Annotated in this window: 25 protein-coding genes and 1 pseudogene; 11 read left to right on the forward strand and 15 right to left on the reverse strand. The window is 71.5% G+C overall.

Annotated features, from left to right (window positions below; all coding sequences use genetic code 11):
• The first annotated feature begins 82 nt into the window (after nt 1-82).
• Both AB0N16_RS34755 and AB0N16_RS34760 read left to right on the forward strand, forming a co-directional pair.
• The gene (locus AB0N16_RS34755; RefSeq protein ID WP_365803790.1) at nt 83-1,690 is read left to right on the forward strand and encodes a peptide-N4-asparagine amidase; all 1,608 of its coding nucleotides are present in this window, start codon (nt 83-85) and stop codon (nt 1,688-1,690) included.
• 185 nt (nt 1,691-1,875) lie between these two features.
• Entirely contained in the window at nt 1,876-3,318 is a 1,443-nt protein-coding gene (locus AB0N16_RS34760) for a cation:dicarboxylase symporter family transporter (protein WP_365803792.1), read from the forward strand.
• Nucleotides 3,319-3,377: 59 nt separating this feature from the next.
• Here the strand turns inward: AB0N16_RS34760 and AB0N16_RS34765 are convergent, their stop codons facing one another.
• Nucleotides 3,378-3,830, reverse strand: coding sequence for a MarR family transcriptional regulator (locus AB0N16_RS34765; protein ID WP_365803794.1), 453 nt, complete (start codon nt 3,828-3,830; stop codon nt 3,378-3,380).
• Nucleotides 3,831-3,924: 94 nt separating this feature from the next.
• Here AB0N16_RS34765 and AB0N16_RS34770 point away from each other — a divergent pair, with 94 nt between their 5' ends.
• Nucleotides 3,925-5,844, forward strand: a complete 1,920-nt coding sequence (locus tag AB0N16_RS34770) for an ABC transporter ATP-binding protein (protein ID WP_365803796.1) — start codon at nt 3,925-3,927, stop codon at nt 5,842-5,844.
• 71 nt (nt 5,845-5,915) lie between these two features.
• A complete protein-coding gene (gene mltG, locus AB0N16_RS34775; RefSeq protein ID WP_365803798.1) occupies nt 5,916-6,824 on the forward strand; it encodes an endolytic transglycosylase MltG in 909 nt (302 codons plus the stop codon).
• 12 nt (nt 6,825-6,836) lie between these two features.
• Here the strand turns inward: mltG and AB0N16_RS34780 are convergent, their stop codons facing one another.
• The gene (locus AB0N16_RS34780; protein WP_365803800.1) at nt 6,837-7,913 is read right to left on the reverse strand and encodes an NAD(P)-binding domain-containing protein; all 1,077 of its coding nucleotides are present in this window, start codon (nt 7,911-7,913) and stop codon (nt 6,837-6,839) included.
• Nucleotides 7,914-8,016: 103 nt separating this feature from the next.
• On the opposite strand from AB0N16_RS34780, the gene AB0N16_RS34785 reads away from it, so the two are divergent.
• Nucleotides 8,017-8,439 (forward strand): secondary thiamine-phosphate synthase enzyme YjbQ, encoded by a 423-nt coding sequence (locus AB0N16_RS34785; protein ID WP_365803802.1) that lies wholly within the window; start codon nt 8,017-8,019, stop codon nt 8,437-8,439.
• 65 nt (nt 8,440-8,504) lie between these two features.
• Here the strand turns inward: AB0N16_RS34785 and AB0N16_RS34790 are convergent, their stop codons facing one another.
• The 5 genes from AB0N16_RS34790 to AB0N16_RS34810 form a co-directional block, all read right to left on the reverse strand.
• On the reverse strand, nt 8,505-9,290 hold the full coding sequence (locus tag AB0N16_RS34790; protein ID WP_365803804.1) for an alpha/beta hydrolase: 786 nt from the start codon (nt 9,288-9,290) through the stop codon (nt 8,505-8,507).
• A gap of 149 nt (nt 9,291-9,439) precedes the next feature.
• A complete protein-coding gene (locus AB0N16_RS34795) occupies nt 9,440-9,853 on the reverse strand; it encodes an SRPBCC family protein (RefSeq protein WP_365803806.1) in 414 nt (137 codons plus the stop codon).
• Nucleotides 9,850-10,869: an aldo/keto reductase gene (locus AB0N16_RS34800; RefSeq protein WP_365803808.1), complete on the reverse strand. Its 1,020-nt coding sequence runs from the start codon at nt 10,867-10,869 to the stop codon at nt 9,850-9,852. The genes AB0N16_RS34795 and AB0N16_RS34800 overlap by 4 nt, the downstream gene beginning before the upstream one ends.
• Before the next feature lie 81 nt (nt 10,870-10,950).
• Nucleotides 10,951-11,775 (reverse strand): aldo/keto reductase, encoded by an 825-nt coding sequence (locus AB0N16_RS34805; RefSeq protein ID WP_365803810.1) that lies wholly within the window; start codon nt 11,773-11,775, stop codon nt 10,951-10,953.
• 191 nt (nt 11,776-11,966) lie between these two features.
• On the reverse strand, nt 11,967-13,187 hold the full coding sequence (locus AB0N16_RS34810) for an MFS transporter (RefSeq protein ID WP_365803812.1): 1,221 nt from the start codon (nt 13,185-13,187) through the stop codon (nt 11,967-11,969).
• Nucleotides 13,188-13,348: 161 nt separating this feature from the next.
• Here AB0N16_RS34810 and AB0N16_RS34815 point away from each other — a divergent pair, with 161 nt between their 5' ends.
• Nucleotides 13,349-13,816: a MarR family transcriptional regulator gene (locus tag AB0N16_RS34815; RefSeq protein ID WP_365803814.1), complete on the forward strand. Its 468-nt coding sequence runs from the start codon at nt 13,349-13,351 to the stop codon at nt 13,814-13,816.
• A gap of 162 nt (nt 13,817-13,978) precedes the next feature.
• On the opposite strand, the gene AB0N16_RS34820 is transcribed toward AB0N16_RS34815, so the two are convergent.
• The gene (locus AB0N16_RS34820; RefSeq protein WP_365803816.1) at nt 13,979-14,719 is read right to left on the reverse strand and encodes a class I SAM-dependent methyltransferase; all 741 of its coding nucleotides are present in this window, start codon (nt 14,717-14,719) and stop codon (nt 13,979-13,981) included.
• On the opposite strand from AB0N16_RS34820, the gene AB0N16_RS34825 reads away from it, so the two are divergent.
• On the forward strand, nt 14,718-14,867 hold the full coding sequence (locus AB0N16_RS34825; RefSeq protein WP_365803818.1) for a hypothetical protein: 150 nt from the start codon (nt 14,718-14,720) through the stop codon (nt 14,865-14,867). The genes AB0N16_RS34820 and AB0N16_RS34825 overlap by 2 nt on opposite strands.
• A gap of 215 nt (nt 14,868-15,082) precedes the next feature.
• Here AB0N16_RS34825 and AB0N16_RS34830 read toward each other — a convergent pair whose 3' ends face one another.
• The 3 genes from AB0N16_RS34830 to AB0N16_RS34840 all read right to left on the reverse strand — a co-directional run bounded on the left by AB0N16_RS34830 (nt 15,083) and on the right by AB0N16_RS34840 (nt 16,814).
• A complete protein-coding gene (locus AB0N16_RS34830) occupies nt 15,083-15,907 on the reverse strand; it encodes a LuxR C-terminal-related transcriptional regulator (protein ID WP_365803820.1) in 825 nt (274 codons plus the stop codon).
• A 160-nt stretch (nt 15,908-16,067) separates the two neighbouring features.
• Entirely contained in the window at nt 16,068-16,217 is a 150-nt protein-coding gene (locus AB0N16_RS34835; RefSeq protein WP_365803822.1) for a hypothetical protein, read from the reverse strand.
• 204 nt (nt 16,218-16,421) lie between these two features.
• Nucleotides 16,422-16,814 (reverse strand): DUF5997 family protein, encoded by a 393-nt coding sequence (locus AB0N16_RS34840; protein WP_365803824.1) that lies wholly within the window; start codon nt 16,812-16,814, stop codon nt 16,422-16,424.
• 130 nt (nt 16,815-16,944) lie between these two features.
• Between AB0N16_RS34840 and AB0N16_RS34845 the strand changes: the two genes are divergently transcribed.
• Complete coding sequence (locus AB0N16_RS34845) at nt 16,945-17,718, forward strand: LysR family substrate-binding domain-containing protein (RefSeq protein WP_365803827.1); 774 nt, start codon at nt 16,945-16,947, stop codon at nt 17,716-17,718.
• 517 nt (nt 17,719-18,235) lie between these two features.
• Complete coding sequence (locus AB0N16_RS34850) at nt 18,236-19,267, forward strand: methyltransferase (RefSeq protein ID WP_365803829.1); 1,032 nt, start codon at nt 18,236-18,238, stop codon at nt 19,265-19,267.
• 27 nt (nt 19,268-19,294) lie between these two features.
• Here AB0N16_RS34850 and AB0N16_RS34855 read toward each other — a convergent pair whose 3' ends face one another.
• From AB0N16_RS34855 to AB0N16_RS34870, 4 genes and pseudogenes are all read right to left on the reverse strand, one after another.
• The gene (locus tag AB0N16_RS34855) at nt 19,295-20,737 is read right to left on the reverse strand and encodes an MFS transporter (protein WP_365803831.1); all 1,443 of its coding nucleotides are present in this window, start codon (nt 20,735-20,737) and stop codon (nt 19,295-19,297) included.
• A 218-nt stretch (nt 20,738-20,955) separates the two neighbouring features.
• Nucleotides 20,956-21,150, reverse strand: a pseudogene (locus tag AB0N16_RS34860) (hypothetical protein); the annotation flags it as partial.
• A gap of 270 nt (nt 21,151-21,420) precedes the next feature.
• Nucleotides 21,421-21,558, reverse strand: coding sequence for a hypothetical protein (locus AB0N16_RS34865; protein ID WP_365803833.1), 138 nt, complete (start codon nt 21,556-21,558; stop codon nt 21,421-21,423).
• A 77-nt stretch (nt 21,559-21,635) separates the two neighbouring features.
• Complete coding sequence (locus AB0N16_RS34870) at nt 21,636-22,112, reverse strand: Lrp/AsnC family transcriptional regulator (RefSeq protein ID WP_365803835.1); 477 nt, start codon at nt 22,110-22,112, stop codon at nt 21,636-21,638.
• Nucleotides 22,113-22,326: 214 nt separating this feature from the next.
• Between AB0N16_RS34870 and AB0N16_RS34875 the strand changes: the two genes are divergently transcribed.
• Nucleotides 22,327-23,814, forward strand: coding sequence for an FUSC family protein (locus AB0N16_RS34875; RefSeq protein ID WP_365803837.1), 1,488 nt, complete (start codon nt 22,327-22,329; stop codon nt 23,812-23,814).
• A gap of 128 nt (nt 23,815-23,942) precedes the next feature.
• Nucleotides 23,943-24,974 carry a lactonase family protein gene (locus tag AB0N16_RS34880; protein WP_365803839.1) on the forward strand — a complete coding sequence of 344 codons (1,032 nt, stop codon included), beginning with the start codon at nt 23,943-23,945 and terminating at the stop codon, nt 24,972-24,974.
• Nucleotides 24,975-25,102 lie beyond the last annotated feature (128 nt).

A 25,102-nucleotide genomic window follows, 5' to 3' on the forward strand; every position in this document is an offset into this window, starting at 1 on the left:
GGGAGGAGTCCGCACAGGTCACGGGGCGGTCGACCGATCTCCTCATTGCGGCCGGCGGCCAACTCCCCGTAGAACACCGGCCATGAGAAAACGGATCGTCATGTCCATGCTTGCCGGGCTCGCCGGTGTGGCCCTCCTGGTGAGCGCGCTCCTCGGCGCGGGTGTCCCCGCCGCCGTAGCCGCCGACGTCCCGGCGGAGTTCGGCACTGACTGGCACGACCCGGTGACCGCGGCCCCGCCGGTGTCCGTGCCCAAGGGCGCCAAGTCCTGCCAAGTCACCCTGGCCGAGGCCCAGTTCCGCGACTTCACGCCGTACCGGGGCACCTACACGCCGCCCCAGGGCTGCGGCGACCGCTGGAGCAAGGTGGTGCTGCGGCTCGACGGCAAGGTGAAGGGCCGTCAGTACGACCGGCTCGGCTATCTGCACGTCGGAGGCGTGGAGGTGCTACGCACCTCCACCCCCGAGCCTTCGCCGGACGGTATCGAGTGGCACGTGGAGAAGGACGTCACCCGCTACAGCGACACCTTCCGCGGCACGCAGGACGTCGAGATGCTCATCGGCAACGTCGTCGACGACACGTACACCGGCGTCATCGACGTCAAGGTCACGCTCACCTTCTACGCGGGACGCCCCCAGGCCACGGTCCCCGACCAGGTGCTGACCCTGGAGGGCGGCACCACCCTCACCACCCCGCGCAACAGCGAGCGCATCGTCGCCGAGGTGTACGCCACCGGATCCGGCGGCGGCTGCGAGGAGTTCTGGTACCTGACGGTGGCCGACCCGGCGTCGTACTCCTGCAAGGCGGACAAGGGGCCCTACCGGGAGGTGCAGATCGAGGTCGACGGCAGGCCGGCCGGCATCGCCGCGCCGTTCCCGAACGTCTGGACCGGCGGCTGGTCGAACCCCTTCCTCTGGTACGTCGTTCCGGGCCCCCGCGCCTTCGACGTCAAGCCGATCGAATACGACCTGACGCCGTTCGCCGGGCTCCTCAACGACGGCCGTCCGCACCAGGTCGAGGTCTCCGTCGCCGGGGTGCCCGAGGGCCAGGCCGGCTGGAGCGCCCCCGTGAACGTGCTGGTCTGGCAGGACGCCCACCGCGCCCACGTCACCGGCAAGCTCACCGAGACCAAGTCCTCCGACCCCGTCAACTCCTCGGTATACACACCGGGTTCGGGGGAGTACCGGGTCGACACCGACGCCGGGCACCGGCTCACCGTCTCCGGATACGTCGACACCTCGCACGGCCGGGTGACCACCACCGTCAGCCGGACGCTGGCCAACACCTCGGCGCACCGCTGGAACGACGGCGAGACGACGGACGCGCTCGACGCCACCTGGACGGACGACCAGAACGTCACCGTGCAGGCGGGCCGGGCGGCGCCCCGGACGACACGCACCCACCGGACGTACACGATGAACGGTGCCATCACCGTCGGCGCGGACAACCGGCTGCGCACCGAACTCGCCCTCGGCGACCGGGCGGCGGTCACCCGGCCCGGGGGCGGCTGGTCGCGGCTGGACGACACCTACCGCGGTGACGCGACGTACACCCTCGATGTGCCGCGCGACCAGCGGCACGCGGTCGGCACGTCGAGCGAGCGCTACCGGCTGTACGGGTCCGGCGGGTGCTACGACCGTTGGCTGGCCACCGAACAGGGGGTGCTGACGGAGGATCGCGGCGGCTGCTGAGCCGAGTGGTGTGCCTTGCGTCACCGGGCGCGTGATTTACACGGCTGATACACGGTGGTCTCGGACGGGATCAAGAAGACCTCCAGAGTGACCGACACGGAAACCGCTTTCCGTATGGCAGAACTTGCGCTGTCGCAGAAGTCCCGCTCGGCTTCCGCGAGTCGAAACCCCCACTAGGAGTGCCCGTGCCGCAGTCCGTACCGTCCCTGCCGCGACGCGTCGCACGCATGCTGCGTACCTCTCTCTTCGCGCAGGTCGCCTGCGCGCTCGTGCTCGGAATCGTCGTCGGGAAGCTGTGGCCCGGCTTCGCCTCGGACCTTCAGCCGCTCGGCGACGGCTTCACCCGGCTCATCAAGACGATCATCTCCCCGCTGGTGTTCTGCGTGGTCGTCGTCGGCATCGCCAAGGCCGGTGACCTGAAGGCCTTCGGTCGGATCGGGCTCAAGGCCCTGATCTGGTTCGAGGTGGCGAGTACGCTCGCCCTGGTCATCGGCCTGGTCGCCGCCAACCTCGTCCAGCCCGGCTCGGGGATGCATGTCGACCCGGCGACGCTGAGCGCCAAGGCGGTCGACGCGAAGACGGGCGGCGGCTCGCTGCCCTCGACGACCGAGTTCGTGCTCGACGCCCTGCCCACCAGTTTCATAGGCGCCTTCGCCGAGAACTCCCTGCTCCAGGTGCTCGTCCTGGCCTGTCTGGTGGGCGCGGCCCTGCTCCACCTCGGCCAGACCAGGGTGCCGCAGGTACTCCCCGCCATCGAGCAGGCCCAGGAGATCATCTTCGCGATCGTCGGCTTCGTGATGCGCCTTGCCCCGATCGCCGTCTTCGGTGCGATGGCCGTGCTGATCGGCCAGTACGGGCTCGGTGTCATCGAGACCTACGCCAAGCTGATCGTCCTGTGCTATGCGGCGGCCGCGCTCTTCGTCGCCCTGCTGGCGGTCGCCCTGAAGGCGGTCACCGGACTCAGCCTCTGGAAGTTCGTCCGCTACATCCGCGAGGAGCTGCTGCTCGCCCTGGGCACCGCCTCCACGGAGTCCGTGCTGCCGCGCGTCATGCAGAAGCTGCGCAAGGCGGGTGCCCGGGACGACGCGGTCGGCCTGGTGCTGCCCACGGGGTACTCCTTCAACCTCGACGGCGCCTCGCTCTACCTCTCCATCGGCACCCTGTTCATCGCCCAGGCCGTGGGCGTCGACCTGAGCCTGGGTCAGCAGATCACCGTCGTCCTGGTGCTCATGCTCACCAGCAAGGGCATGGCCGGCATCCCCGGTTCGGCCTTCCTCGCCCTGTCCGCGACCGCCTCCTCGCTCGGGGCGATCCCGGCCGGTGCGGTCGCTCTGCTGCTCGGCGTCGACCGCATCATGGACTCGATGCGTGTCGTCACCAACCTGCTCGGCAACTGCGTCGCCGTCTTCGCCGTGTCCCGCTGGGAGGGCGCGCTGGACGTCGAGCGGGCGAAGAAGGTGCTGGGCGGTGAGGTCGTGGTCACCGAAGCCGCGGTCATCGAGGACACGGTCCCCGACGTCGTGGTCACCGCAGTCGCGGTCGCCGAGGACACGGTCACCGACGTCGCGGTCCCCGAGGCCGAGGTGCTCGCGCACGTGCCGGACAAGGAGTCCGTGTCCGAACGCTGACGTGCGGAAGCAGAGCGGCTCCCCTCCGGAATCCCGGAGGGGAGCCGCTTCGTCGTGTCTCAACAGCGCTTCGCGACCGCCGCCCCGTCGACCAGCGTGTCCAGCAGGCCGCCCAGCACCTCCCGCTGCTCCTCCGACAGCGGAGCCAGGATCTCCTCGGCCGCGGACCTGCGGGCCGCCCGCAGCTCGCGCAGGGTCTCGTGCCCCTCGTCCGTGATCTCGATCCGGGTCACCCGGCGGTTGGTCGGATCCGGCACCCGGCACACCTTGCCGCTCGCTTCGAGGCCGTCGACCAGCGTCGTCACCGCGCGCGGCACCACCTCCAGCCGCTCGGCGAGGTCCGCCATGCGCGGGGGAGTGTCGTAGTGCGCGAGGGTGCGCAGCAGCCGAGACTGGGCCGGGGTGACGCCCAGATCCCGCCCCTGCAGGTGGCGCTTCTGGATACGCCACACCCGGCGGGTCAGGCGTAGCAACTGCTCGGCGAGCGGGCCGTCGGAATCGGGGGTGCTCATACGGGAACAATATCAGGACTATGTTCATTGTGAGTATAGGTAACAGTGAGCTATGCTCCGTGAGTCCGTACACACCACACCCTCCGTAGGAGCCATGCCCCGAGACGCGATCGACTGGACCCCCGACGGCACTTCGGCCGGACAACCCCGCCAGGTGCGCCGTATCCTCCGCCTCTTCCGCCCCTACCGCGGCCGGCTCGCGATCGTCGGCCTGCTGGTCGGCGCCGCCTCGCTGGTCTCGGTCGCCACGCCCTTCCTCCTGAAGGCGATCCTCGACACCGCGATCCCGCAGGGCCGCACCGGACTGCTTAGCCTGCTGGCGCTGGGCATGATCCTCAGCGCCGTCCTCACCAGCGTCTTCGGCGTCCTGCAGACGCTGATATCCACCACCGTCGGCCAGCGCGTCATGCACGACCTGCGCACCGCCGTCTACGGCCGCCTCCAGCGCATGTCGCTCGCCTTCTTCACCCGCACCCGCACCGGCGAGGTGCAGTCCCGGATAGCCAACGACATCGGCGGCATGCAGGCCACCGTCACCTCGACGGCCACCTCCCTGGTCTCCAACCTGACCAGCGTGGTCGCCACCATCGTCGCGATGATCGCCCTCGACTGGCGGCTCACCGTCGTCTCGATGGTCCTGCTCCCCGCCTTCGTGTGGATCAGCCGCCGGGTCGGCAACGAGCGCAAGAAGATCACCACCCAGCGCCAGAAGCAGATGGCCGCGATGGCCGCCACGGTCACCGAGTCGCTCTCCGTCAGCGGCATCCTGCTCGGCCGGACCATGGGCCGCGCCGACTCGCTCACCGCCTCCTTCTCGGAGGAGTCCGAGCAGCTCGTCGACCTGGAAGTGCGCTCGAACATGGCCGGCCGCTGGCGCATGGCCGTGATCACGATCGTGATGGCCGCGATGCCCGCCGTCATCTACTGGACCGCCGGCATGGCCCTGCACCTGGGCGGCCCGCAGATCTCGCTCGGCACCATCGTCGCCTTCGTCTCCCTCCAGCAGGGCCTGTTCCGCCCGGCCGTGAGCCTGCTGCAGACCGGCGTCCAGATCCAGACCTCGCTCGCCCTCTTCCAGCGCATCTTCGAGTACCTCGACCTGCCCATCGACATCACCGAGCGGGACGAGCCGGTCCACCTCGACCGGGTGAAGGGCGAGGTGTGCTTCGAGAAGGTCGAGTTCCGCTACGACGACAAGAGCGGCCCCGTCCTCGACGGCATCGACCTCACCGTCCCGGCCGGCGGCAGCCTGGCGATCGTCGGTCCGACCGGCGCGGGCAAGTCCACACTCGGCTACCTGGTGCCCCGGCTCTACGACGTCACCGGCGGCCGGGTCACCCTGGACGGCGTCGACGTCCGTGACCTCGACTTCGACACCCTCGCCCGCACGGTCGGCGTCGTCTCGCAGGAGACGTACCTCTTCCACGCCTCGGTCGCCGACAATCTGCGCTTCGCCAAGCCGGACGCCACCGACGAGGAACTCCACGCGGCCGCGCGCGCGGCCCAGATCCACGACCACATCGCCGCACTGCCCGACGGCTACGACACCGTCGTCGGCGAACGCGGGCACCGCTTCTCGGGCGGTGAGAAGCAGCGGCTGGCCATCGCGCGCACCATCCTGCGCGACCCGCCGGTCCTCATTCTCGACGAGGCGACCAGCGCCCTGGACACCCGCACCGAACACGCCGTCCAGGAAGCCATCGACGCCCTGTCGGCCAACCGGACGACCGTCACCATCGCCCACCGGCTGTCCACGATCCGCGGTGCCGACCAGATCGTCGTCCTCGACTCCGGTCACGTGGCCGAGCGCGGCACGCACGAGCAACTGCTGGAACTCGACGGACGGTACGCGGCACTGGTGCGCCGGGACGCCCGGGTGGAGACGGCGGAGCCGGTGGAGGCGGCGGGTGAGCGGCCGACCGGAACCGGTGAGGCGGCCCAGTGGGAGACGGCGGGACGGCCGGGGCGGCGGGGCGGCCGGGGGCGCCAGTGGGCGACTCCGCCGACAAGCTGAAGCCGACGACGTGGGGCCGACAAGCTGACGATATGTCGGATTTGCACTGACATGCGGGCTAACGTTCCTGCATGCAGATGAACACTCCGCGCCGGAACACGGTCCGACGGAACACGATCCGGCCGAGGGCGACGCGACGGAAGGCGATCCGGCTGACGCGCCGGGGCCGGCTCCTCCTCGCGATGGCCGGCGTCGTCGTGGCGGGCGCCGCCGTGACGGTGCCGCTGCTGTCCCTGGTCCACGGCGCGGATGCCAGGTCCGCCACCCTGGTCATCCCGGAGGGCTGGCGGGCGTCCCAGATCTACGACGCCGTCGACAAGGCGCTCGCCCTTCCCGCCGGCAGCACCAAGCGGTCCGTCGGCACCGCCGGCCTGAAGCTGCCGGGCGATGCCGGGGGCAATCCGGAGGGCTATCTCTTCCCGGCCACCTATCCCCTGGCGAAGGACGCGACCCCGGAGTCCGTGCTGCGGTTCATGGTCGACACCGCCAACCAGCGGTTCGGCGGGGCACCTGTCGCGGCCGGCGCGCAACGCGACGCGATGAACGTCTACCAGGCGGTGACCATCGCCAGCATCGTCCAGGCCGAGGCGGCGAACAAGGCCGACATGGGGAAGGTGGCCCGGGTCGTCCTCAACCGGCTGCAGAGCGGCATGCCGCTGCAGATGGACTCCACCCTCAACTACGGCCTCAACCGCAGCACCCTCGGCACCACGGTGGACGACACCCGTAGCGAGAACCCGTACAACTCCTACCAGCGCATGGGCCTGCCGCCCAGTCCGATCGACAACCCGGGCGAGGACGCCATGCGCGCCGCGCTGAACCCGACGCCGGGCAACTGGCTGTACTTCGTCACAGTCAAGCCGGGGGACACACGGTTCACCGCCGACTACGCCGAACACCAGCGCAACGTCGCCGAGTTCAACGCGGAACGGAAGAAGAAGGCCCAGCGGTCGCCGCAGGCGTCGCAGCCCTCCAGCTGAGCCGCCGGTACGTCACGCGGCGACCGGCGCCCCGGCGAGCAACCGCCTGATGTCCCGGACGGCCTCGCGGCCCGCACGGTTGGCGCCGATGGTGCTGGCCGAGGGGCCGTACCCCACGAGGTGGACGCGCGGATCGGTGACCGAACGGGTCCCCTCGACGCGGATTCCGCCGCCCGGTTCGCGCAGCCGCAGCGGTGTCAGATGGTCGAGGGCGGCGCGGAAACCGGTCGCCCAGAGGATGACGTCGGCGTCGCCGTGCCGGCCGTCGTTCCAGGCCACCCCGTCGGGAGTGATCCGGTCGAACATCGGCTGCCGGTCCAGGACGCCGTCCCTCAGACCCTGTCGGATGGCATCGTTGAGGGGCAGGCCGGTGACCGAGACCACGCTCCTCGGCGGCAGCCCCTGCCGTACCCGCTCCTCCACCAGCGCCACCGCGGCCCGGCCCGCGCCCTCGTCGAAGGGCCCCTCGCGGAAGACCGGCGGCCGCCGGGTCACCCAGGTGGTGGCGGCCGCGTACGGGGCGAGTTCCAGTAGATGCTGGGTGCCGGAGGCCCCACCGCCGACCACCACCACCTTCTTCCCGGCGAACTCCTCGGGCCCGGCGTACTGCGCGGTGTGCAACTGCCGCCCGCGGAAGGTCTCCTGGCCCGGGTAGCGCGGCCAGAACGGGCGGTCCCAGGTGCCGGTCGCGTTGATCAGCGTCCGCGTCGACCAGTCGCCGGCGTCCGTCTCCACGAGCAGCCGTCCGCCGTCGCCCTCGCGGACCGCGCGGACGTTCACGGGGCGTCGTACCCGCAGGTCGAAGGTGCGCTCATAGTCCGCGAAGTACTCACCGATGACCTCGGCGGACGGCCGCGCCGGGTCGGCCCCGGTCAGCTCCATGCCCGGCAGCGCGTGCATCCCGTGGACCTTGCCGTACGTCAGCGACGGCCACCGGAACTGCCAGGCGCCGCCCGGGGCGGGGGAGCGGTCCAGGACCACGAAGTCGCGGTCCGGCTCGAAACCGGTGCGCCGCAGATGATAGGCGCTGGACAGGCCCGCCTGACCAGCGCCGATGACGACTACCTCGACCTCGCGCACGTTGTTCACGTTTCTACCAACAGGGGGCCGGGCGGGGATCTTCCCGGCACGGTCGACCGCGCCGGCGGCCCTGCGGGGCGGGTGGAGGGCGAGGATGGGTAAGGATGGGGGAATGCCGGATGTCTTCACCACACGAGTGCTCCACGTCGCCACCGGGACCCGCGAGCGGGTCGTCGACCTCACCGCCGACTGCGAGGCCTTTCTGCGCGAGGCCGCGACCGGCCGCGACGGCCTGCTGAACATCTTCACGCCGCACGCGACGGCCGGGATCGCGGTCATCGAGACCGGCTCCGGCAGCGACGACGACCTGCTGGCCACCCTGCACACCCTGCTTCCCGCCGACGACCGCTGGCAGCACCGGCACGGCAGCCCCGGTCACGGTCGCGACCACGTCCTCCCGGCCCTCGTGCCCCCGCACGCCACCCTTCCGGTGATCGACGGCCACCTGGCACTGGGGACCTGGCAGTCGGTGTGCCTGGTCGACACCAACGTCTCCAATGTCAACCGTCAGGTGAGGGTGAGCTTCCTGGGATGAGCTGAGCGCCTGCCGCCGGTGTCACCTGCACGGGCGACAGACGACGCACGGCACCCCGATGTGCCCTAGCGGGCGAGGAACGGGCCGAGCTGTTCGGTGAGTTCGGCGGGCGCGTCCAGCGCGATGAGATGAGCGGCGGTGGCGAACTCGACCAGCGTGGCATCGGGGATCTCGGAGGCGTAGCGTCGGCCGATGTCCTGGAAGTCGGCGACGTCCAGCTTGCCGATCCCGACCAGGGTGGGAACGGAGATGACGGCGATGTCGCCGGGGGTGGCGCCCTGGGAGTGCTTCGCGACCACGCTCTGGTTCACCAGGGACGTCCGCATCGGGCCGCGGAGCTGGTCGGCCAGTCCGGCGGGGACGTCTTCCCAACGCCGAGCCGGCCCGCGCAGCCACATGTCCAGGTTTGTGCGGACGGCGGCGTCCAGGTCGCCCGAGGCCAGGGCCGCCGTTTCCGCCTCGTCGTACGCGACCATGTCCGCGGACCAGTGGTAGCCGGGCCAGGGCGGGGCGAAAAGCGCCAGGGAGTGCACCCGGCCGGGGTGGGTGAGGGTGAAGTCCACGGCCACGCGGCCGCCCCAGGACGCGCCGACGAGCCGGACACGTTCGTGGCCGAGGTGGTCCAGGAGACGGCGCAGGTCGTCGGTCTCGCTGAACGGGCCGGCCGGTGGTGCGGATTCCCCGAAGCCGCGCAGGTCGTACCGGATGACGGTGTGCCGTTTCGTCAGGTCGGGGACGATCGCGTCCCACATGCGGTGGTCGGCGACGCCGGCATGCACGAGTACGACGGGGGGTCCGTCGCCGGCGACGACGTAGGAGAGGCTGCCGAGATCATCGGTGAGGGTGAGCATCCGCCAGATGCTGGCAGCACGACAGCGCGCGTGCCACCCAATAACAGCGCGCGTGCCACCCAATACAAGAACGGCTCCACCGCGGAAAACGACCGAGCGGCCGGGATCGCTGGGATCCCGGCCCCTCGCGTCGGCTGCCGCCCGTCCGGTCAGGCGGCGAGTGTCGCCGCCAGGGCGGCCAGGCCGTCCCGGTAGATGCCCTCGAAGAGTGCGGTCGCCTCGGCGTCGGTGACGCCGTCCGGGGTGAATGTGCCCGACCACTCCACCCGGGATCCGTCGCCCCCGCGGTCGACGACCTGAAGCGTGGAGCGGTAGCCCGTCACGGGGAAGGGGGCCTGCACGATCGAGTAGGTGTAACCGTGGGCTGTCTCGTCGAAGGCTTCGAGGCGTTCGACGATGACGCCGCCGTCGGCGTTCGTCAGCGTGCGCAGCCGACCGCCCTCGCTCAGCCGGCTCTCCGTGATGTACGGCAGCCAGTCGGGCAGGGAGCCGAAACCGCCGATGAGCTGCCAGACCCGGTCGGCGGGCTGCTGCACGTCGAGGGTGATGCGGGCGGCGGTCATGACGGCTCCTTCAGGGGGACCGGCGCGTCGTGCGCGATGATCTGCTGCTCGCGCAGGGCCTTCCAGAAGGCGTACGGGATGTCCTGGACGAGCGCGGCGAGGTCCTCGGCGATACGGCTGGGCCGGGTCGCGCCGGGGATGACCGCGGCGACGGCCGGGTGGGCCAGCACGAACTGGAGGGCTGCGGACTTGATGCCGATGCCGTGCTGCTGCGCGAGCGTCTTGATCCGGTCGACCTTGTCGACGATGGGGGCGGGCGCCTCGGCGTACTCGAAGTGGCTGCCGCCGGCGAGGATGCCGGAGCTGTAGGGGCCGCCGACGACGATGTCGACGTCCTGCTCGGCCGCGGCCGGCAGCAGGCGCTGGAGGGCGCGGGAGTGGTCGAGCAGCGTGTAGCGGCCGGCCAGCAGGAACGCGTCGGGGCGCGGTTCGTCCAGGTCCAGCGTCATTTCCAGCGGCTCGACCTTGTTGACGCCGAGGCCCCACGCCTTGATGACGCCCTCGTCGCGCAGCCGGGTCAGGGCGCGGAACGCACCGGTGCGGGCGCTTTCGTACCTGCCGATCCAGTCGTCGCCGTAGAAGTCCTGGGCGATGTCGTGCACCCAGACGATGTCGAGGCGGTCCGTCTTGAGGCGCTTGAGGCTGTCCTCGACGGAGCGCAGGGTCGCTTCGGCGCTGTAGTCGTTGACCATCTTGTTGGGGCGGCCGTGCTCGAACAGAGCGCCTTTCTCGCCGAGTTCACGGCTCGCGGGGTCCTCGACCTCGTCCAGGATGACCCGGCCGACCTTGGTGGACAGGACGTACTCGTCGCGCGGCTTGTCGGCGAGGACGTCGCCGAGCCGGATCTCCGCCAGACCCGCACCGTACAGGGGCGCGGTGTCGAAGTAGCGGATGCCCTGGTCCCAGGCGGCCTGCACGGTGGCGGCGGCCTCTTCGTCGGGGATGGCGCGGAACATGTTGCCGAGCGGTGCGGTGCCGAAGCCGATGCGGCCCGGCAGGAGGGAGCGGATGCTCATGGTGGTGCCTCAATCTGCGGTACTGCGTGGGGGGTATGAAGGGGGCGTCGTTCTTGGTGGGGCGTCGGCCCCGGCGGCCGGCTAGTTGAGGGTGTCGGGGTCCGGGCCCGTGCGCAGGCCGCGGTCGAGCGCTGTCAGCGCGTCGATCTCCTGCGGGCTGAGCTCGAAGTCGAAGACGTCGAAGTTCTCGCGGATACGGGTCTCGGTGACCGACTTGGGGATGACCACGTTGCCGATCTGCAGGTGCCAGCGCAGGACGACCTGGGCAGGGCTCTTGCCGTGCGCGGCGGCGATCGTGGTGACCGCGTCGTCCTTGAGGACGGCGCCCTGGGCGAGCGGGCTCCAGGCCTCGGTTGCGATGCCGTGCCGGGCGTGGTAGGCGCGCAGTTCGGCTTGCTGGAGGCCCGGGTGGAGCTCGATCTGGTTCACGGCGGGGACGACCGAGGCGGCACCGAGCAGGCGCTCCAGGTGCGCGGGCTGGAAGTTGGAGACGCCGATGGCGCGGGTGCGCCCGTCGGCGTACAGCTTCTCCAGCGCACGCCACGTGTCGAGGTACAGGTCACGGGCCGGGGTCGGCCAGTGGATGAGGTACAGGTCGACCTGGTCCAGGCCCAGCTTGTCCAGGGAGGCGTCGAAGGCGGCGAGCGTGGTGTCGTAGCCCTGGTCGGCGTTCCACAGCTTGGTGGTGATGAACAGCTCGTCGCGGGCGATGCCGGAATCGGCGAGCGCCTGGCCCACGCCGCGCTCGTTGCCGTAGATCGCGGCGGTGTCGATGCTGCGGTAGCCCGCCCGCAGGGCGCTGGTGACCGCGGCGGTGGTCTCCTCGTCGGGGACCTGGAAGACGCCGAAGCCGAGCTGCGGCATGGTGACGCCGTTGTTGAGGGTCACGGTGGGGATGGAGGTCACGATGTTCTCCCTTGTCCTTGTCGATCTTGCTGATCGCCGATGGTGATGGGGGCGATCGGGGGACGGTCTGTGGGTATGTGGTCGATGGTCTGTGCTGTGCTGTGCGTCGTCGGCGCGCGGTCAGCGGTGCGCGGTCAGCGGTCGCACGGTCAGTGGTGCACGGTCAGTGGTGCACGGTCAGCGGTGCGGGTTCAGTGGGGCGCGGCGACGGGCCGCTCGGTCGCGTCCGCAGCCGGGGACGGCGCGGTGGCGGGCGCGTGGCGTTCGGGGGAGCGGCGCTCCAGGGTGCTGGAGACGGCGGCCAGGACCAGGGCCGCGGCGGCGAGGACCGCACCGACCCAGTTGGGCGAGGTGTAGCCGAAGCCGGCGGCGATGACGATGCCGCCGAGCCAGGCGGACAGCGCGTTGCCGAGGTTGAAGGCTCCGATGTTGACGGCGGAGGCGAGGGTGGGTGCCCCGTGTGCGTAGTCCAGTACACGCTTCTGCAGCGGCGGCACCGTGGCGAAGCCCAGGGCTCCGATGAGGAACACGGCGACGGCGGCCGTGACCTTGTTGTGCGCACCGGCGGTGAACAGTGCCAGGACCACCGCCAGGCCGCCGAGCGCGGTGAAGAGCATCGGCATCAGCTTGCGGTCGGCGAGCTTTCCGCCGGTCAGGTTGCCGGCCACCATGCCGAGGCCGAACAGGACGAGCAGCCAGGTCACCGACGACTCCGCGTAACCGGCGACGTCGGTCATCATCGGCGCGATATACGTGATGGCCGCGAAGACCCCACCGAAGCCGAGCACCGTCATCGCCATGGCGAGCAGCACCTGGACGTTCTTGAACGCGGCCACCTCGTGGCGCAGACGTACGCCCTCCGGCTTGGGCATGTCGGGGACGAGCCTGGCAATGCCGGCGAGGCCGATCACGCCGAGCGCGGCGACGATGAAGAAGGTGGTGCGCCAGCCGGCGCTCTGCCCTACGAAGGTGCCGAGCGGCACGCCGACGACATTGGCGACGGTCAGGCCGGTGAACATCATGGAGATGGCGCCGGCCTTCTTCTCGGGGGCGACCAGGTCGGCGGCGACGACGGAACCGATGCCGAAGAACGCGCCGTGGGCGAGTGAGGCGACCACACGGCCGAGGAGCATGACGGCGAAGACGGGGGCGACGGCCGAGATGACGTTGCCCACGATGAACAGGCCCATGAGCAGCAAGAGCATGTTCTTGCGGGAGATCTTGGTGCCGAGGACGGTCATGAGCGGGGCGCCGAACATGACGCCGAGGGCGTATCCGGTGACGAGGAATCCGGCGGTGGGCACCGAGACGCCGAAGTCGGCGGCGACGTCGGGCAGCAGACCCATGATGACGAATTCGGTGGTGCCGATGCCGAAGGCCCCGATGGCGAGGGCCAGGAGCGCGAGAGGCATGGAAGTAACCTTCCGAGGGAACGTTGCGGTAGCGCCTTACGAGCGACCACAATAATTGCATACGCGGGTTAATTGCAAACGCGGTATAGTGGTGTATGCATCGCCGGGCTCTCGGGAGGCTCTGAAAGGGCTCCGAGGGCCCTCACGGAAGGACGTGCCACATGACCGCCACCGACCCCGCGCTCACCGCCCTCGCTCAGGGCTGGTGCGCGCTGTCCCTGCTGCACGGCAGGATCGAGTCGCATGTCGAGCGCGCCCTGCAGGCGGGGCACGGCCTCAGCGTGCGCGAGTACTCCCTGCTCGACGTCCTCAGCCGCCAGCACGACGGGGACGGCGGCCACCTGCAGATGAAGCAGGTCGCCGACGCCGTCGTACTCAGCCAGAGCGCCACCACCCGGCTCGTCACGCGCCTGGAGGACCGGGGCCTGCTCTCCCGCTACCTGTGCCCGACCGACCGGCGGGGCATCTACACCAACGTCTCCGATGCGGGCTTCGCCCTACTGGAAGCGGCCCGCCCGACCAACAACGAGGCGCTGCGCGAGGCGCTCGACGCCGCCGCGGCGGAGCCCGACCTGGCCCCGCTGGTACGGGTCGTCCAGCGACCGGACACGGAGAACGGACACGGATAACGAGGTGAACTTCCGCTGCTGAGATCCTGGGCACGTGGTGCTCGATGAACGGACGAGGACGACGCGCGGTACAGGTGGAACCCCGCTCCCATCGACCTGTCGTGAAGGCGCCCACCGCGCTCGTGGCGGGCCCGGGCCCGGCCGGACCCAGCGCTCCACCGGTCAGGCCGGCCTGCGCCACACGGAGATGTGCTTCGGCGAGTCCTGGGTGAACGGGGAACCGTCCCAGTCCGCCACGCGTCGCTCCAGTTCGAGCCCCGCGATCCTGGCCATCAGATCCAGCTCGGCCGGCCACGCGTACCGGTGCCGGGAGTCGTCGCGGCGGTAGCGGCCGTCCTCGCCGTCGCGGGTGAGGTGGTGCGAGACGAGGATCTGCTCGACCAGGTCGAAGGTGTCGAAACCGATGTGACCCGCGGAGACGTCGAACGGTACCGCGACCTGGCCGGGCGGCAGCAGCCGCAGCGGCGGCACCCCCAGCTCGATCACGAACCGGCCGCCGGGCGCCAGATGCCGGGCCGCGTTGCGGAAACAGTCGACCTGCTCGTCCTGTGTGAGCAGGTTCGAGATCGTGTTGTAGACGAGGTAGACCAGGGAGAACTCGCCGGGGACGGTGGTCGTCGCCATGTCCCCGACCACCACCGGCAGCGTCTCGGCGTCGACCTTGCGGCGCAGCACCGCCGCCATGTGCTCGGAGAACTCGATGCCCGCCACGGGCACCCCGCGCTCCCGGAGCGGAACAGCGACCCGGCCGGTCCCGATGGCGAACTCCAACGCCCGCCCCTCGCCGGCGAGTTCGGCGAGAAAGTCGACGGTCGGTACGAGTACGGCCGCCGCGTTCATCTCGGTCTCCTCCGCGTCGTAGCGGTCGGCCTCGGCGCGGCTCCACAGCTCACTGCTCGTCATGGGCGGCCACTCTGCCGGGTTGCCGGAGCCGTCGTCCACGCGATTTCACGGCCCGATGAACGCGGGCGGTGAGCTGACCGTCGACCGGATCGAGGAGATCACCACGCTCCGGGTGCCCGGCGGCCGGCTGGTGGTCGCCGACCCCTGACGGGCACCCCCAGAGAACTCACCGGGCGCATCCCGCCCGGCGAATATCCCCTGCAGACGTCCGTGCTCGTACGCGAGGGCGACTACTTCGGCGAACCCTTCCCCGTGTCGGAGGAACCCCTGATACGACTGCTGATCTCCGGCGAACCGGCGATCACCCGGGAGTTGGGACTCGGGGAGGGCGAGGACCCCGATCTGCTGCTGGACGGGCCACGCCTACGGATTCGGCACCGACGCGGCCCAGGGCTCCTTCGCCGACGCCGCGGGCACCAGGCCCAGGCGCTGGGCGCGCAGGACCGTGCTGAGGCGGTCGCGGGTGCCGAGTTTGCGGTAGATGTTCTCGACGTGTTTGTGCACCGTGCGGGCCGAGATGCCCAGGCGCCGGCCGATCGCGTCCGCCGTCAGGGCGTCGGTGAGCAGGAGCAGGACGGTGAGTTCACGGGGCGTCAGCGCGCAGTCCGCCGCCCGCTCCTCCGGCTCACCGCCCGCCGCGGCCAACCGGCGCCACTGCTCCAGCAGTTGGCGCTGCTGTTCGACGGCGGCCAGCAGCGGCTGGGCGCGTTCGGCGGTCCGTAGGTGGTCCTCGGTGAAGTCCGCGCCGGAGCGGTAGACCAGGCAGCCGGTGATCGGCGCGACCGTCCCCGGCAGCGGAAGCGCCAGGACCTGGTCAAGGTCCAGGGCCCGGCCGAGGACCCGCGCGGTCTCGCTCGCCGCCCAGGCCTCGCCCGCGAGCCGCCGGGCCGTGACGGGCGTACGCCCGAGGCCGGCCGCGTAGTGGTGGGCGAACGGATAGCCCGAGCGCAGCACCCCCAGCGCCGCGCCGCCGAGCCGGTCCAACTCGGTGGCGGCAGCGGCCGACATACCAAGCGTGCCGTTGCCCTCGTTCCAGTCGTCCAGCTTGTAGATCAGGGTCTCGCCGCCGCACAGGTCGGTCAGCGCGTCGGCGAGTAGCGGCCACAGCCGTTCGGGCTCGCGCTCGTGCAACGCGGCCACGGCCAGTCCGGTGAGGCGTTCGTAGGCCCTGTCCAGCCCGTGTAACACGTGTTCCTCTCTGCCTCTGCCCCTACGCAGTTATACGCATACCCACGCGACAGCCCGCTGTCGCATGCTTCAACCGGGCACCGAGAACGGGTTCGACGACTCCGGTCGTGCGGGCCGCCGGCACGGGGGAGTGGCGGCCCGCATCCGGTCGTCGGCCCGGTCACCCGTCCCAGGCCGCGGCGCACAGCGCACGGTCCACTTCGTGCGCGTAGCGCGCCGCGGTCAGCCAGGCCCGCGCGAACCGGCCTGTGTCCGCCGGAAGCAGGCGGCCGAACACGTCGCGAGAGCGGTCCGCCGCCGCGGCGAGCAACTCCTCGAGGATATCGCCGGCCGTGGCGAGACCGTGCCCGTGCAGCCGGCCAGACGCGGGCGAGGACCTCCAGTGGCACGGGCAGCGAATGGGTCAACCACCGCTCCAAACGGGCAGCGAACGGGTCAACCACCGCTCCAAAACGGCCCCGGTCCAGGCGGGGACGCCTGGACCGGGGCCGTGGGAAAGCGGCGGGCGAGGACGTCAGCCCTGCCCCGCCTCCTTCTCCCGCTTCAGGTTCTTCAGGCGTGCGCCTTCCTTGCGGACCTCGGCCTGCGTGGCCCGCTCCTTCTCCAGCCACTCGGGCCGCTCGCGCTTGAGCTCCTCGATCTGCTCGGTGGTGAGCGCCTCGGTCACTCCGCCGCGCGCCAGCCCCGCGATGGACACGCCAAACTTCTCCGCGACCACCGGACGCGGGTGCGGTCCGTTGGCCCGCAGCTCGCGCAGCCACTCGGGCGGGTCGGCCTGGAGCTCGATCAGCTCGGCGCGCGAGACGGCACCCTCCTGGAAGGCGGCGGGCGTGGCGGGCAGGTACACACCCAGCTTCTTCGCCGCGGTCGCGGGCTTCATCGTCTGGGCGGTCTGGTGCGAACTCATGAGGCCAAGGGTATCGGCCGGGTGCGATAGCGCCGACCAGGGCCGATGCGAGGCCGCCCTTCCCGGCCGACGGGGGTCGCCGCTTCCGGCCGATGGTGGGCCGCCGCTCCCGGCCGGTTAACCTGGCCGGGTGACAGGCTCGGAGGAAACACCGTCGTTCCGGCTCGCGTACGTCCCCGGCGTGACGCCCGCCAAATGGGTACGCGTCTGGAACGAGCGCCTGCCCGACATCCCCCTCAGCCTCCACCAGGTCACGGCCGCCGAGGCGTTCGACATGCTGCGCGCGGGTGACGCGGATGCCGGTTTCGTACGGCTTCCGGTGGACCGTACGTTCTTCAGCGCGATCCCCCTTTACACCGAGACCACGGTGGTCGTCGTGCCCAAGGACCACGTGATCACGGCGGCCGAGGAGGTCACCCTCGCCGACCTCGCCGACGAGGTCCTCTGCCACCCGCTGGACGACGTGTTCGACTGGGACGCGCCGCCCGGCGAGCCCGCCTTCGAGCGCCCGGCCACCACCGAGGACGCCGTCGAACTGGTCGCCGCCGGCGTCGGCCTCCTCGTCGTTCCGCAGTCGCTGGCCCGTCTCCACCACCGCCGCGACCTCACCTACCGGCCGCTCACCGACGCCCCCCAGTCGACCGTCGCCCTGTCCTGGCCCGAGGAGGCCACCACGGACCTGGTCGAGGACTTCATCGGCATCGTCCGCGGCCGCACGGTCAACAGCACCCGCGGCCGTCAGGCCGAACAGCCGCCCCAGGGCGCCCAGGGGGCGCGGGCGCAGCCGAAACGGCCGCAGAAGGCGACCGCGGCGGGCCGCGGCGCACAGGGCCGGTCCGGCGGAGCCAAACGCACCCAGTCGGCCAAGCCCGCGAAGCGTGGAAAGCCCCGCCGCCGATCGTGAGCCCAGGCCGGGAGTAGACGGTGGGTCGGCCGGGTCATGAGCCACGGCCCGGCGGGCCGGAGGCCGTGATTCAGCCGGTCATGAGCCATGAGATGGCCGGGCTGCGAGCCACCGGGCAGCCGGTTGCGAGCCGCGAGTCGGCGGGTTGCGAGCCGCGAGTCAGTCGGTCATGGGCCCCGAGTCACCCACCCATGGGCCGCGAGTCACCCGGCCATGGGCCGCGAGCCAGCCGGTGATGGGCCGCGAGCCAGCCGGTGATGGGCTGCGAGTCAGTCGGTCCTGCGCCGCGAGTCGGCTGGCCATGAGCCGCGAGTCGGCTGGCCATGGGTCGGCAGTCGGCCGGGCCCGCCCCGTGAGTCGTCGGCCTCGGGTCGTACGCCGTAAGGCATCCGCCGAGGCCGGGCCTCGTGCCCGCTCTCGGTCTGCTTCCGCGCGCCCCGATCACCTTCCCCGAACCTGGGCCCTCGCGATGTCACGATGCCTGCGGACATCCCGGAGATCAGCGCTGGAGGCGCCCGTGAGCCCCGAAGTAGCCCCGGACGAAACCGTCGACGCCCGTACCTCGTCCGCGTTCCTCGTCAACGAATCGCTCGGCTACCTGTTCCCGGCGGCCCTGCGTGCCGCCGCGGTCGTCGGTGTGGCCGATCATCTGGCCGACGGCCCCCGCACGCCGGCCGAACTGGCCGCGGCCACCCGCACTGACGCACGGAGCCTCTACCGGGTGCTCCGGCTGCTCGCCACGCGCGGCGTCTTCGAGGAGGACGCGAGTGGCCGCTTCCGGCTCACCTCCGCCGGTGACACCCTGCGCAGCGACGCCCCCTGCTCGGCGCGCTCGGCCGTCCTGATGAACACCGACCGCAGCATGTGGCTGCCGACCGCCGACCTGAGCCGCTGCGTCAGCGAGGGCACGTCCGCGTTCGAGCACCTCTTCGGGCTGCCGTTCTGGGACTACTTCGCCCAGGACGAGGACACCGCGGACGTCTTCCACTGCGGTATGGCCGCGATGTCCGACGCCGAGAACGAGCCCATCGCCGTCGCCTGTGACTTCCCGTCCAGCGGGACGGTCGTGGACGTGGGCGGTGGTCACGGCGGATTCCTGCTGACGGTCCTCGACCGCCACCCCGGTCTGCACGGCATCCTGTACGACCGGCCGCACGTCCTGGCCGGGCACCGGCTGGACACACCCGGGACCGCGGGACGCTGGAGCACCGAGGCCGGCGACTTCTTCGCCGCCGTACCGAAGGGCGACGTCGTCGTGCTCAAGCGGATCCTGCACGACTGGGAGGACGAACAGTGCGTCGCCCTCCTCGACCGCTGCCGCACCGCCCTGGCGCCGGGCGGGCGGATCCTGGCCGTCGACGCGGTGGTCCCGCCGGGCAACGCACCCCACCAGGCCAAGGCGCTCGACCTGCTGCTGATGGCGGCGCTGGTGGGCCGGGAGCGCACCGAGCCGGAGTTCGCCACGCTGTTCGAATCCGCGGGTCTGAAGCTGGCGAGGGTCGTGCCGACCCCGACCGTGCTCTCGGTGATGGAGGCGGTGGCCGCCTAGGAGATCCCGGCCCGGGGCGTCCTGGGCTCAGTCGTTCTCCGGTGCCCTCGACCGCTCGCGCATGTCGGCGACCGCCAGACACAGCGCCAGCAGGATGAATCCGACGGACGTGAGCAGACCCAGCTGGAGCGCCTCGGTGGCCGGGCCGCGGTTCGCGAGGTGGGCGAAGTACACCGATCCCACCACGGCGATCCCGGCCGCCGAGCCGACCCGCTGGCCGGTCTGCAGCACCCCGCCGGCCGCGCCGGCCCGCTTCACCGGGACGCGGGTGAGGGTGAGCGTCGTGTTGGGGGAGACCGTGAGACCGGAGCCGATCCCGCCGACGATCATCGGTACCACCACGGCCCACCCCAGGCTCTCCAACGGCACCAGCCACACCACCGCGGCGATCCCGAGCAGCCCCAGTGCCACCCCGCTGAGGCCGATGACGACCAGCTTGCGCCCGTGGCGCACCACCAGCCGGCCCCCGAGGGCGGCACCGACCGCCGAGGCGATCGCGAACGGCAGCACGGTGAGACCGGAGGCCAGCGCGCTGTATCCGGCCGCGTTCTGCAGGAACAGGGCGAGGACGAAGAAGACCGTGGTGAAGCCCGCGAAGTAGGTCAGGCTGATCAGCGCGCCGAGGGTGAAGGACCGCAGTGAGAACAGGTCCAGATCGACCAGGGGTGCTCGTCCGAGCCGTCCCTGCCGCCGTTCCCACGCCCAGAACAGGCCCAGCAGCACTCCGCCCACCGGCAGCAGCGCCCACTTCAGCCGCCCCGTCCACTGCTGCTCCTGAACCAGCGGCAGCATCAGCGCGAGCACCCCGGCACCGAGGAGCACCACCCCCACGGGGTCGAACTCCTCCCGCCGGCCCGGCGGCACGGGGAACCGGGGCAGCAGGCGCAGCCCCGCGGCGAACGCGGCCACCCCGATGGGCAGGTTGACGAAGAACACCCAGCGCCAGCCGTCGCTGGTGCCGACCGCGTCGATGATCAGACCGCCCGCCAGCGGGCCCACCGCCGTCGAGACGCCGATGACACTGCCGAGCAGACCGAAGGCCTTCGCCCGCTCGGCGCCCTGGAACATCTGCTGGATCAGTCCCGAGGTCTGCGGGGCGACCATGCCTGCCGCCGTGCCTTGGATCAACCGGAACACCACCAGCCAGTCGGGACTCGCGGCGAGCCCGCAGGCCGCCGACGCCAGCGTGAACACGGCCAGCCCGAACAGGAAGGCCTGGCGCCGCCCGCGTATGTCGCCCAGCCGGCCGGCCGGGACGAGCGCCAGCCCGAAGGTCAGCGCGTAGCCGGAGACCACCCAGGACTGGGCGGCCTCCGTCGCGCCCAGCCCGTGTTCGATCGAGGGCAGCGCCACGTTGACGATCGAGGTGTCGAGCAGCGAGATGAAGCCGGCCGCCAGACACACCCCGAGCGCCCGCCACCGCCGGTCCTCGGTGGCCGGTCGCTGCGGCTTTGCCCAGGTCGTGGTCATGCCGCCACGCTATGCAGTCATCACAGATGTCGCACGACCGGCGGAGCGAACGGCTGGCGGCGCTGGTCCGTCCGGGTGAGGTTCAGCGGGCGTACGACGCTGTCCGTGCCGTAGCCACGCCCCGGTCCCGGTCCCCGTCCGCCCCGTCCAGCAGTCCGGCCGTCACCCACCCAGCCAGGACTCACCGCACCCGCGCCACCCGCGCCTCCTTGTCGGCAGAACAGGGTCTGCAACGGCGGGTCGTCGAGGGCCTTCTCCACCCGCAGCCGGAACGGGACCGACACCCGCCTGGTGTCCCCGGGCCGCCGGGTCCGCCGGGGCACGGCCAAGGAGCTGCCCGGTACCGCCGTGCCCGGCACCGCACGCCCGTCGACCGTCACCCGGAACCCGGCCGTCGTCCACCCCGGCAGCCTCCGCTCGAAGGGCCCGCCCGCTCCCGCCGAAAGGCCGGGGGCAAGCGTCACGTCGTCGAGTGCGAAGGGACGGACGTACGGTCCAAGTCGACGGGGCGGTGGAGACGGCTGCCACGGCCCGATCGCTTGCCCTGTACGAGGCTGCGGGTGTCGCCGAGGCGCGAGGTGGTCCGAGTCGATGTCCTTCGGTATCGCGAACGGCATACGGGTGGTCGGTGGACGCCATGTGCGGGGTGAAGGGCCGCCAATGGTACGGACGGGATCCCGTGGTCAGTGAGGGTCGGGACGGGGGACACGGGCCAGGGCGGCTCTGATGGTGTCTGCGGGATCGGGGACGGGGATCGACTCGGCATTGATGGCCGTCGCGTTGCCGCTCACGATGTTGTTGTGGGTGCTGCCCTCCGTCAACCTGCCGCTCCCTTCTGGCACTTCTCAAGAATCTAGATGAGCCCCTTCGTGAAGTGGCCGGTTTCGGACACCTTCGGCTATCCGCGTGCGGCCCGGCCGATCGACTCCACCAGTGGCAGCAGGCGGTGCGGGACGCGTTCGCGCAGGGCCACCTCCGTGCGGGTGCGTACCACGCCCGGCAGGCTGATCAGTTTCTGGATCACGTCCTCCAGGTGCGCGTTGTCCCGGGCCACCACCCGGGTCAGCAGATCCCCGCCGCCCGTGATCGAGAACGCCTCCACGATCTCCGGCACGGCGGCCAGTGCGTCCCCCACGTCGTCGAGATGACCCTGGGTGACCTCGATGTGCACGAAGGCCAGTACCGGGTGACCGAGTGCGGCGGGGGAGAGGGAGGGGCCGCCGCCGGTGATCACGCCGTCCCGCTCCAGCCGGTCCAGGCGGGCCTGCAGGGTGCCCCGGGCGACACCGAGGATCCGGGCGTACTCCCGCACGCTGGTGCGCGGCTGCTCCAGCAGCAGGCGCAGGATGCGGGTGTCGAGCTCGTCCACGGTCATGAGGGGCGACTGTACCAATGGCTCACAGCCCCTCTCGGCTGAGCTGGGCCATTGGTGTGATGGGTGGCCAGCCCAGTGCGGTGAGACTGGGCCGATGGCTCAGTGAAATCGGGACCACTTGAGCCGGCTGCCCCGACGATGCTCTCATGGGGGTGTCGATGGCGCTGCGGATCCCCGCGGCGCCTTTTCTGTGTCGTCCGTGGGAGGGGAAGCAGTGCTGAAGAGGGTGTTCACGGCTCCGGACCCGGGGCGGGTGCGGCTGCGCTTCGCCGCGCGGGCCGTGCTGGGCATCGGCGTCGCCGTCGTGCTCTGCGGGCTGGCCGGGCACTCCCTCACGGGCGCCGTCACCGGCGGGCTCACCGCGTTGCTCGCCCTGTTCACGGTCGCCGACGCCACCGTACGCGGGCAGGCCGTCACCACCGCGCTGCTGCCGGCCGTGGGCCTCCCCGTCCTGGCCGCCGCGGCCGGGCTGCACGATTTGCCCGTCGCACGCGACCTGGTCTTCCTGGCCGTGGTCGGCGCGGGCGTCTACGCGCGCCGCTGGGGGCCGCGCGGTCACAGCCTCGGCGTGTTCGCCTTCATGACCTACTTCGTCGCCCAGTTCCTGCACGCCACGCCCGGACAGCTGCCCGAGTTGTACGCCGCCGTACTGCTCTCCGTGCTCGGCGCGGCCGCAGTCCGCTTCGGCCTGTGGTGCTACGAGCGCCGTCTGCCTCCGGCGGCGGTACCCGACCCCGCCGCCGGTACCGGCCTGGCCCGGGTGACCACCCGGCAGGCGGTCCAGGCGACCGCGGGCGCGGGCTTCGCGCTCGTCGTCGGTCAGGCGGTGTCGGGCCAGCGCTGGTACTGGGCGGTCGGCGCCACCTGGTGGGTCTTCGTCAACACCGCCTCGCGCGGCGAGACCCTGGTCCGGGGCTTCCGCCGGGTCCTCGGCACGGTCATCGGTATCGCGCTCGGCCTGCTCGTCGCCGTCCCCGTGCACGGCGCCCCCGTCCCCACCGCCGTCCTGGTCGCGGCAGCCGTCTTCGGCATCTTCTACTCGGCAGCCGTCTCCTACACCTGGATGATGCTCTGGGTGACCCTGCTCGCGGAACTGCTCTACGGCCTCCTCGGCGTCCTCACCCCCGGCCTGCTGGCGCTCCGGCTCACGGAGACCGCGGTGGGCGCGCTCGGCGCCGGACTCGCCGTGCTGTTCGTGCTGCCGGTCACCACCCACCTCACCACCGACGCCTGGATCCAGCGCGCCCTGCGCTGCGTCCACGCCTGCACGGCCGAGGCCGCCGCCCGGCTCGACGGATGCACCACCGCCGACCCGGCACCCCGGGTGGCCGAACTGGAGCAGCTGCTCGGCCGGGTACGGCTCTCGGTCGCCCCCCTCGTCCACCCGCTCACCCCCATGCCCGGCCGTAAGCGCCGCGCCCGCCGGGTCCTCGCCCTGCTGGACGACTGCGCCCGGGAGATCCGCGGCCTGGTCGCCGTCGCCGCCGACCCCGAGGCCTCCCACGACGCCCGGCTGGCCGCCGCCTGCTGGCGCGTCGAGGCGGCCGTGGAGGCGCTCACCCGGGGCTCGGCATACATCACCGGCCCTGTCGAACCGCCCACCGAGCCCGCCCTCGCCCATCTGCACGGGCTGGAGCGCGCCCTCGCCGAACTCGCCGAGCCGCTGCGCACCCCCGCGGGCTCACCCCTGGTGGGCGCCTGAGACGCGCCGCCCCGGACGTCTTGGTCTAGACCGCAAACTGCTACCGTCGGCCCCGGACTGGCTCGTACAGGCTCGTACTGACTTGTACCGGCCTGACTCGTACCGGCTCGTATCGAGAGGGGACACCGGTGACAGACGGCGGCAGGCGACGGAGGGCGTTCATCGGGTCGTTCACGGCGGCCGGCGGACCCGGGGTCGTCACGGCGGCGGTCCAGCCGCACAGTGGCGCCCTGGCCCTTCTGGAGAGCGTCGACGGCGTCCCCGACCCGTCGTATCTCGCGCTCGCCCCCGGCGGGCACACCCTGTACGCGGTCAGCGAGACCGCCGACGGGGCGGTGGCCGCCTACCACGTCCACGACGACAAGCCGCGCCTCGCCGGACCCCCGGTCCCGGTCGACGCCAGCGGCCCCACCCACCTCAGCGTCTTCGACGGTCACGTCCTGACCGCCAACTACGGCTCCGGCAGCGTCAGCGCCGTCCCCGTCCGCCCCGACGGCACCCTCGCCGGCACGGCCTCCGGGGTGCTGCGGCACAGCGGCTCGGGCCCGCACGAGCGCCGTCAGCGCGGCCCGCACGCCCACCAGGTGCAGCCGGACCCCACCGGCCGCTGGGCGGTCAGCGTCGACCTCGGCACCGACTCGGTACGGGTCTGCACGCTGGACGACGGCACTCTCGCCGTCCGCCGCGAGTTCGCCCTGCGCCCCGGCTCCGGCCCCCGCCACCTGGCCTTTCACCCCGGCGGGCGGTACGCCTACGTGGTCAACGAACTCACCCCGACCGTCACGGTCTGCCGCTGGGACACCGACACCGGCGCCCTGAAGCCACTGGCAGAGACCCCGGTACTGCCCGGCGCCCCGGCCGGCGACGCCTACCCGTCCGGCATCGTCGTGTCACCCGACGGCCGCTTCGTCTGGACGGCGACCCGGGGCGAGGACGTCCTGACGACGTTCACGGTCGACGGGGACCAACTGCGCCTGACGGCGACGGTCCCGTGCGGAGGCCACTGGCCCCGGGCCCTCACCGAATCCGGGGGTTTCCTCTATTCGGCCAACGAACGCTCCGGGGACATCACCTGGTTCACCATCGACCAGGAGACGGGCGTGCCGCGCTACGACGGCTCGGTGGAGATCCCGGCAGCGTCCTGCATCGTCTTCGACTGAGCCGCCCCGTAAGGGGCGCGGGGAACTGCGCGCCGAGCCCCCACCGACGGTCAGCCAAAAGACCTCCGCACCACCCCGGAAAAGGACCGACGGGTCCCTTCCAGGAAGGGACCCGTCAAGGCACACAC

It is taken from the genome of Streptomyces sp. NPDC051105, from assembly GCF_040682795.1.
Classification (GTDB): Bacteria; Actinomycetota; Actinomycetes; order Streptomycetales; family Streptomycetaceae; genus Streptomyces.

Bases quoted from the DNA above. Each gene is read 5' to 3' on its own strand.
- AB0N16_RS34790 (WP_365803804.1), bottom strand. From the start codon at position 9,290: ATGCTCACCCTCACCGATGATCTCGGCAGCCTCTCCTACGTCGTCGCC.
- AB0N16_RS34815 (WP_365803814.1), top strand. From the start codon at position 13,349: ATGACCGCCACCGACCCCGCGCTCACCGCCCTCGCTCAGGGCTGGTGC.
- AB0N16_RS34855 (WP_365803831.1), bottom strand. From the start codon at position 20,737: ATGACCACGACCTGGGCAAAGCCGCAGCGACCGGCCACCGAGGACCGG.
- AB0N16_RS34870 (WP_365803835.1), bottom strand. From the start codon at position 22,112: ATGACCGTGGACGAGCTCGACACCCGCATCCTGCGCCTGCTGCTGGAG.
- AB0N16_RS34810 (WP_365803812.1), bottom strand. From the start codon at position 13,187: ATGCCTCTCGCGCTCCTGGCCCTCGCCATCGGGGCCTTCGGCATCGGC.
- mltG (WP_365803798.1), top strand. From the start codon at position 5,916: ATGCAGATGAACACTCCGCGCCGGAACACGGTCCGACGGAACACGATC.
- AB0N16_RS34820 (WP_365803816.1), bottom strand. From the start codon at position 14,719: ATGACGAGCAGTGAGCTGTGGAGCCGCGCCGAGGCCGACCGCTACGAC.
- AB0N16_RS34765 (WP_365803794.1), bottom strand. From the start codon at position 3,830: ATGAGCACCCCCGATTCCGACGGCCCGCTCGCCGAGCAGTTGCTACGC.
- AB0N16_RS34825 (WP_365803818.1), top strand. From the start codon at position 14,718: ATGGGCGGCCACTCTGCCGGGTTGCCGGAGCCGTCGTCCACGCGATTT.
- AB0N16_RS34800 (WP_365803808.1), bottom strand. From the start codon at position 10,869: ATGAGCATCCGCTCCCTCCTGCCGGGCCGCATCGGCTTCGGCACCGCA.
- AB0N16_RS34795 (WP_365803806.1), bottom strand. From the start codon at position 9,853: ATGACCGCCGCCCGCATCACCCTCGACGTGCAGCAGCCCGCCGACCGG.
- AB0N16_RS34755 (WP_365803790.1), top strand. From the start codon at position 83: ATGAGAAAACGGATCGTCATGTCCATGCTTGCCGGGCTCGCCGGTGTG.
- AB0N16_RS34840 (WP_365803824.1), bottom strand. From the start codon at position 16,814: ATGAGTTCGCACCAGACCGCCCAGACGATGAAGCCCGCGACCGCGGCG.
- AB0N16_RS34770 (WP_365803796.1), top strand. From the start codon at position 3,925: ATGCCCCGAGACGCGATCGACTGGACCCCCGACGGCACTTCGGCCGGA.
- AB0N16_RS34785 (WP_365803802.1), top strand. From the start codon at position 8,017: ATGCCGGATGTCTTCACCACACGAGTGCTCCACGTCGCCACCGGGACC.